Origin of the sequence: Burkholderia sp. Tr-862, assembly GCF_011753085.1 — a bacterium.
GTDB lineage: Bacteria > Pseudomonadota > Gammaproteobacteria > Burkholderiales > Burkholderiaceae > Burkholderia > Burkholderia ambifaria.
This window is the reverse complement of the sequence record NZ_VWWG01000206.1, coordinates 1-6,333: the sequence shown is the minus strand read 5'-3', so window position 1 is coordinate 6,333 and position 6,333 is coordinate 1. Positions and strand designations below refer to the sequence as shown.

Below are 6,333 nucleotides of genomic sequence, written 5' to 3'. Positions count from 1 at the left end.
AAAAAAAAAACACCGTCGTGCTCGACGACCCGTGCTACTTCAACTTCCAGGCGCTGCTGCGCGCGCATCGCGCGCGGATCGTCAGCGTGCCGTACACGCCGAACGGCCCTGATCTCGCGCGCTTCGAACAGGTGCTCGCCGAGCACCGGCCGCGCTTGTACATCACCAACTCGGCGCTGCACAACCCGACCGGCGCGACGCTCGCACCGCCGGTCGCGCACCGGCTGCTGACGCTGGCGGCCGAGCACGGCCTGCTGATCGTCGAGGACGACATCTTCGCGGATTTCGAAAGCACGCCCGCGCCGCGCCTCGCGGCGTTCGACGGGCTGTCGCGCGTCGTGTCGATCGGCAGCTTCTCGAAGACGCTGTCGGCCGCGATCCGCTGCGGCTATGTCGCCGCACGCCCGGAGTGGATCGACGCGCTCGTCGACCTGAAGCTCGCGACGTCGTTCGGCAATGCGCAGATCGGCGCGAACGTCGTGCACCGGCTGCTGGTCGACGGCACGTACCGGCGCCATCTCGACAGCCTGCGTGCGCAACTGGCCGATGCGATGGGCGAAACGATCCGGCGGCTCGCGCGCGCGGGGCTCGGGATCTGGACGGAGCCGCGCGGCGGCCTGTTCGTGTGGGCCGAGCTGCCGGACGGGCTCGATGCGGCGCGGGTCGCGCGTCATGCGCTCGATCACGATGTCGTGCTCGCGCCAGGCGATGTGTTCAGCGCGTCGCACAGCGCGACGTCGTTCATGCGCTTCAACGTGTCGCGCTGCAAGGGGCCGGCCGTATTCGATGCGCTGGCGCGGGCGATGGACGCGGCGCGAGCAGCGGAACGCAGCGGCCGCACACTGGCCGACCAACGATGAGCCCCGAAGGCGGCGGGGCGAATGGCCGCCCCGCCGCCGCCCTCATTGCTCCGCCGCGTGCGCCCTCGCCCGCACCTCGGCGAACGTCGTATCGACCAGCATCCGCCCCGTGTCGAACACCGTTTCGAGCGCGTCGTCCCACTCGCCTTCCAGCGCACGATCGTCCCACGCGACCGGCAGCGCGACCGTCCGGTACTCGCCCGTGCGCCGATTACGCAGCAACGTGAGCCGCCCCTTCTTCGAGCGCTTGCCCTGGTCGGTGACGGGATCCTTGCGGACGTCGTGCCAGATGCCGTCACGCCGGATCGCCGAGCACTTCATCGCGAAGCGCTGCGTATCGCGATTCACCTGCTGCAACAGCGCGCCGCCCATCCCGAACACGACGTTGCCGGCCGCATAGCCCGCGTCGTCGAGCGCGGCGAGGATCGCCCCGATCGACAACTCGTCGACACCATCGCCCTGGATCACGCGCACGCGGTTCAGCACACGCCGCCCCTTGCCGTTCACGGTCGAACCGAACGATGCGTCGAGCGCACGCACGGTCTGCAGCACGATCGTCACCGGGTCGCCCGAATCGGGACGCACGACGAGCGTCGCACCCGAATCGATCACCGCCTGGCGCAGCGGACCGCCCCACATTTCAAGCGCGGCGAACAGATCGTAGGAGTCCGACACGACCGATACGATCGCGCCGGGCAGACCGAAGCGGCTGATCATGTTGCGGTACGCATCGGCTTCGTGCTCACGGCCCCACGACGTGATCGTGCTGTGCTCGGCCGCCGGCACCGAGTACGCGGCCATCGGCTCGCGATAGAAGCGGTTCGCGGCCAGCACGCCGAGCACCGTGTCCGAACCCATGAAGCTGACGAGGTGCGCGGCGCCGCCGATCGCGGCCGATTCCGCGCTCGATACGCCGCGCGCGCCGAAGTCGTGCAGCTTGAACGGTAACTGGGCGAGATCGTCGTCGGTCTTCTCGAGAAAGTGGCGGATCGTCTGCCGCAGGTGCCAGCTGCGCGTTGCGACCGTCACCGGGTACCACACGCGCAGCAGCATCGTCTCGAGATACGACGCGAGCCAGAACACCTTCGGGTCGTCGCATTCGACGGTCATCAGCACGTTGTGCACCGGAACGATCGAACCCTCGGGCACCGCGCGAATCCTCACAGGCAAGTAGCCGTCGTAGTGCTCGACGACATGACGCCAGCCGTCCTCGTTGAACGGCTCGCCGTGCACGGCGAAGAAGTCGCGCGCGTCGTCGATCATCGCGTGCGTGACGGGCCGGCACAGATATTCCTTCAGCAGCATCTGCAGGCCGAAGAACAGCGTGCGGTCGTAGCGGCCGCCGCGCGATTCGACGTACGAGAACATCGCCTGCGCGTCGGGCGGATATTGCAGGAAGTGGGAAGCCTTGTACGAATCCGTGTTGAGGATCGGATTGGCGAGAACCGCGGCAAAGCCGCCGGGATCGTTTTGCATGGCTAGAGCTCCTCTAGGCCGTTGAAGTGCCGCCGCGTCTGTCGCAGCGGACCGGTATCCGGGGAATCAGCGGATCACAGCTTCCCCAGGAAGTGATACGCGATCTCGAAGTGATCCTCGAACATCACGTTGCGCATCTGCGCGAATTCGTTGAGCGGCACCCAGCGCGCCTTGTCGGCGTCGTCGCTGCCCTTCACGCGCGGCAGCTCGCCGGTCGGGAAGTTGAACAGGCACGCGTGCGTGATCGTGCGGCCGCGCAGCGATCGGGTCGGATGATCGAACACCTGGCGATCCCTGATCGAGCCGCGCAGCACGGGCTCCGGCAGCTTCAGGCCGGTCTCCTCGCGCAGTTCGCGGATGCATGCCGCGTCGAGCCGTTCGTCCTGCTCCACGAAGCCGCCCGGCAGCGCCCACAGGCCGCGGCCCGGTTCACTGCGCCGGCGCACGAGCAGGATATGGCCCGAGTGCACGACCACCGCGTCGACCGTCACGAACGTGACCGGATACGGTGCGGCCGCCCATGCCTTGCGATACGCGGCGATGAACTCGGCCTCGGCCTTCAGCTGCGCGAATTCCGGCTGCGTGCGGAAACGCTCGAGCCAGCCGAACACGGGTTCCGGCACCGCCCATTGCACGAAGCTGTTGGTGCGTTCGGCGAAATACTGGTCGCGGATTTCGGTGGCGGAAATGTCTTCGGTCGCATCGACGTCGACGAGCTCCCATTGCGGGAACATCCGCAGGTAATACGACGTGGCGTCCTTCTCGTGGCCGATCAGCCCGGCCTTGCGCTGCGCGACGTCGCCGAGCGCGGCGGCCACGGCATCCTGCACCCAGCGCACCCAGTCGCCGTCGTTGTACGTCGAATCCTGCACGGGCGCGATCGTCACGCGCTCGCGTTCGGACGCATCGAGCAGCGAGGCCAGCATCTGGCGGCGCTCGTCGAACGAGAACGGATCCTTGATGGTGCGGGGCTTGTCGGTCGAGCCGATCAGCACGCACACGCGCTCGGCCCGGCTCAGTGCCGACTTCAGCACGTTCAGGTGACCACGATGCGGAGGCTGGAAACGACCAATGAAAACGAGCGCGTCGAAGCGCCGGTTCTGTTGCGTACTCATGAGGCTCCCTCAAGAGATTGAAACGCTTCGGGTCTTTCCCGAAGGCATGGAATCGATCGTAGGGGAATTCCCGGAGAAGGTCAATCGAGCCTGCGCTCGACTTGACGAAGTCTGACGAAACGCGCGGTTTTGACGCGCTACACTCGATTTCATCCTAATCCGCGCCGGTGCGCCCGCCATCCATCATGAGAATTTCAGTGAGTCGGATCGTCGGCGTCGATCGCAGGCGCCTCTTCACCTGGTCGCAGGACTACGCGCGGCGGCTCGTGTGGGACAGCTTTCTCGCCGACGCGTATCTGCCCGACGGGATGACGGCCGACGTCGGCGTCAACGCATTCTGCCGCAGCCAGTCGGGCGCGACGATGGTGTCGCGCTACATCTCGTACCGTCCGCCGCAGGTCGCGGCCGTCGAAATGGTCGACGGGCCGAAGGTGCTCGAATGCTTCAGCGGCAGCTGGAACTTCACCGAGCGCACCCCGGGCACGACCGAAGTGAAGTTCACGTACCACTTCCGCGCGCAGCCGGCATGGCTGCGCTGGCTGCTCGAACCGCTGATCGGCGCGTTCTATCTCGTGCACACGCGCCGGCGTCTCGACTCGTTCAAGCGCTGGGCCGAAGCCGAAGCGCTGCCGCGCTGAGCGCCGCTCACGCGACGCCGCGCGCGACCTGCTGCCGGACCTGCGCGTGCGTGCCGAGCGCGGCGGCAATCGCGTCGACTGCATCGGCCGCGCGCGCCGCGCCGCACATGAACGCGTCGACGGCCGCGAAGCCGTGCTCCGGCCACGTATGAATCGTGATGTGCGACTCCGCGAGCAGCACGACGCCCGTCACGCCGTGCTCGCCGCCGAAATGATGGAAATGCGCGCCGATCACGCGCGCACCGGCCCGCTGCGCGGCGTCGGCAAGAATCGCTTCGAGCCGCGCCGCATCGCGCAGCAGCGCCGCGTCGATGCCGGCGAGATCGGCCAGCACGTGCGAGCCGAGCGTCGCGCGCGGCGGGGCGATGCACTCGCGCGCCGTCATTTGTGCGACCCGTACGACGAGTAGCCGCTGCGCGCCGACGAACTGCCCCACCCGCTGCCGACCGAACTCACGCCGCCCGAACCGCTGCCGCCCAGCGACGTGCAGCTGAACAACGTGACGACGATCAGCCCGTAGAGTCCATAGAGGATATGACGCATCAGGTGTTGCCCCCATCCGATGCGAAGCCTTTCCACAGCCATTCAGGCAGCCACAGCACGAGCAGGCCCACCAGCACGAAGACGGAACGGCTGCTGAACGAGAACAGCGAGCCGATGTTGAAGATCACGAGCAACGCGCTGAACACGAATGGCAGCGGCGCGAAGCTGTGCGGGTACTTTGCATCGAACAAGCCCGTCGACTTCCCGGCCGAACCCGTTGCGGGCGCAACCGCCGCCGTCTTGAGCGCCGGCGTGGCGAAGCGTTCGGCCAGCGCGCTGGCCGACAGCGGGCGCGCGCGCGACCACACGATCTCGGCGGCGCTGCGCTCGCGCGTGAGCTTGTCCTTCTGCCAGCCGTAGTCGGCGATCGACGTGCGGTCGCCGATCTGTACGCGCCAGTTGAACGCGCCGACCACGTACACGACTTCCGAGTCGTACGTCTCGCGCAGTCGATAGGTCTTGCCGTCGTCGATCACGTCGGACTCGCCGCCGATCGTCGGCCAGTGATCGAGCACCTGCACGCGCTCCCAGCGCCCTTCGCTCTGCACGAGCCACAGGAAGCCGCGCTTCGGGTTCAGCAGCAGGTATTCGTCCCACGTCTCGTCGTCGCCCGGCACGCGGCAACGCATCATGCCGATCACCGTGTACTTCACGCCGTCGAACATGCCGGTCGCACCGAGCTCCAGCGCGCCCTTCACCGCATCGAGCCTGCGCTGCGCGGCGAAGACGGTCTGCTGCTCGGCCGTGCATTGCACGCCCGCGTGGCAGCTGCCGCACACGACGTAGTCGGCGAGGTTCGGCGCAAACGACAGCGGCGCGCCGCAGCTCGGGCACGCGAACGGCACCATCGCCGCGCCGCGTTTCTCGCGCGTATCGGTTTCGGCATCGCGCAGCCCGGTGAACGCGAGCGCGTCGAACTCCAGTGCCTCGCCCGTATAGACGGCGGGGCTCCCGCCGTTCGCATCGGCGTCGGAATAGTCGTAGGTCGCGAACGCGTTGCCGGTGCGCAGGTCGACGACGCGCGCCTCCCAGCCCGCATCGACACGGAACGGCAACTCGCCGTCGCCGCCCGTACAGCGTGCGGTGCGCACATCGGACACGAGATACGCGCGGCCGCCGTGATCGATCCGCATGCCGGGTTCGAGCGTGCCGAACGCAGGCCACGCGCCGCCGGACGCATCGTCGGGCTCGCGCACCGTGACCGCGTACTGGCCCGACGCATCCGACAGCCAGCCGAACGCGCCGTCGTCGAACACGACGTACCACTCGCTCCACGTGCCGGCGTCGTAGGTCATCTGGATGCGGCCGAGCACGGTGAACGCGCGCTTGCCGTAGCGGCCGGCCGTGCCGATCTGGATCGGCGACGCGTCGTCGAGCACCGTGGCGAGCTCGCCGATGCGTTCGACGTCGGCGCCGCGCTTGAGCAGCGTGCTGCGACAGAACGCGCAGACGGCCATCACCGCCGCCGCCGAGCGAAACTCGACCGGCGCGCCGCACTGGGGGCACGAAGTACTGAACATGCGTGACGCTTACCGGGTGAGCTTCGCGAGGATTTCCGCCTTCGCGCGCGAATAGTCTTCTTCGGTCACGAGCCCCTTGTCGAGCAGGGCCTTCAACTGCTCGAGACGCTGCACGTAGTCGGTCCCTTCGGCCGATGCTGCCGGCTGCGCAGCCGCAACCGGTGCCGCGGCGGGCGCGGGC

The 6,333-nt window shown here is 67.9% G+C and carries 8 protein-coding genes; 2 read left to right on the top strand and 6 right to left on the bottom strand.

What is annotated here, in order from left to right; translation table 11 throughout:
* On the top strand, positions 1–860 hold an 860-nt coding region (locus F3J14_RS31075; protein ID WP_166726188.1), incomplete at its 5' end, for a PLP-dependent aminotransferase family protein.
* Between the two features lie 42 nt (positions 861–902).
* Here F3J14_RS31075 and F3J14_RS31070 read toward each other — a convergent pair.
* Together F3J14_RS31070 and F3J14_RS31065 are read right to left on the bottom strand one after the other, a co-directional pair.
* The gene (locus tag F3J14_RS31070) at positions 903–2,336 is read right to left on the bottom strand and encodes a nicotinate phosphoribosyltransferase (RefSeq protein WP_166726187.1); all 1,434 of its coding nucleotides are present in this window, start codon (positions 2,334–2,336) and stop codon (positions 903–905) included.
* A 74-nt stretch (positions 2,337–2,410) separates the two neighbouring features.
* The gene (locus F3J14_RS31065; RefSeq protein ID WP_166726186.1) at positions 2,411–3,451 is read right to left on the bottom strand and encodes a bifunctional nicotinamide-nucleotide adenylyltransferase/Nudix hydroxylase; all 1,041 of its coding nucleotides are present in this window, start codon (positions 3,449–3,451) and stop codon (positions 2,411–2,413) included.
* Between the two features lie 185 nt (positions 3,452–3,636).
* Between F3J14_RS31065 and F3J14_RS31060 the strand changes: the two genes are divergently transcribed.
* Positions 3,637–4,089, top strand: coding sequence for an SRPBCC family protein (locus F3J14_RS31060; RefSeq protein WP_166726185.1), 453 nt, complete (start codon positions 3,637–3,639; stop codon positions 4,087–4,089).
* Positions 4,090–4,096: 7 nt separating this feature from the next.
* On the opposite strand, the gene speD is transcribed toward F3J14_RS31060, so the two are convergent.
* From speD to F3J14_RS31040, 4 genes are all read right to left on the bottom strand, one after another.
* Positions 4,097–4,474, bottom strand: coding sequence for an adenosylmethionine decarboxylase (speD, locus tag F3J14_RS31055; RefSeq protein WP_012366536.1), 378 nt, complete (start codon positions 4,472–4,474; stop codon positions 4,097–4,099).
* Positions 4,471–4,632: a hypothetical protein gene (locus tag F3J14_RS31050; RefSeq protein ID WP_006751372.1), complete on the bottom strand. Its 162-nt coding sequence runs from the start codon at positions 4,630–4,632 to the stop codon at positions 4,471–4,473. The genes speD and F3J14_RS31050 overlap by 4 nt, the downstream gene beginning before the upstream one ends.
* Complete coding sequence (locus F3J14_RS31045) at positions 4,632–6,152, bottom strand: DUF4178 domain-containing protein (protein ID WP_166726184.1); 1,521 nt, start codon at positions 6,150–6,152, stop codon at positions 4,632–4,634. The genes F3J14_RS31050 and F3J14_RS31045 overlap by 1 nt, the downstream gene beginning before the upstream one ends.
* A 9-nt stretch (positions 6,153–6,161) precedes the next feature.
* Positions 6,162–6,333: SHOCT domain-containing protein (locus F3J14_RS31040; protein ID WP_166726183.1), on the bottom strand; the 172-nt coding region annotated here is incomplete at its 5' end.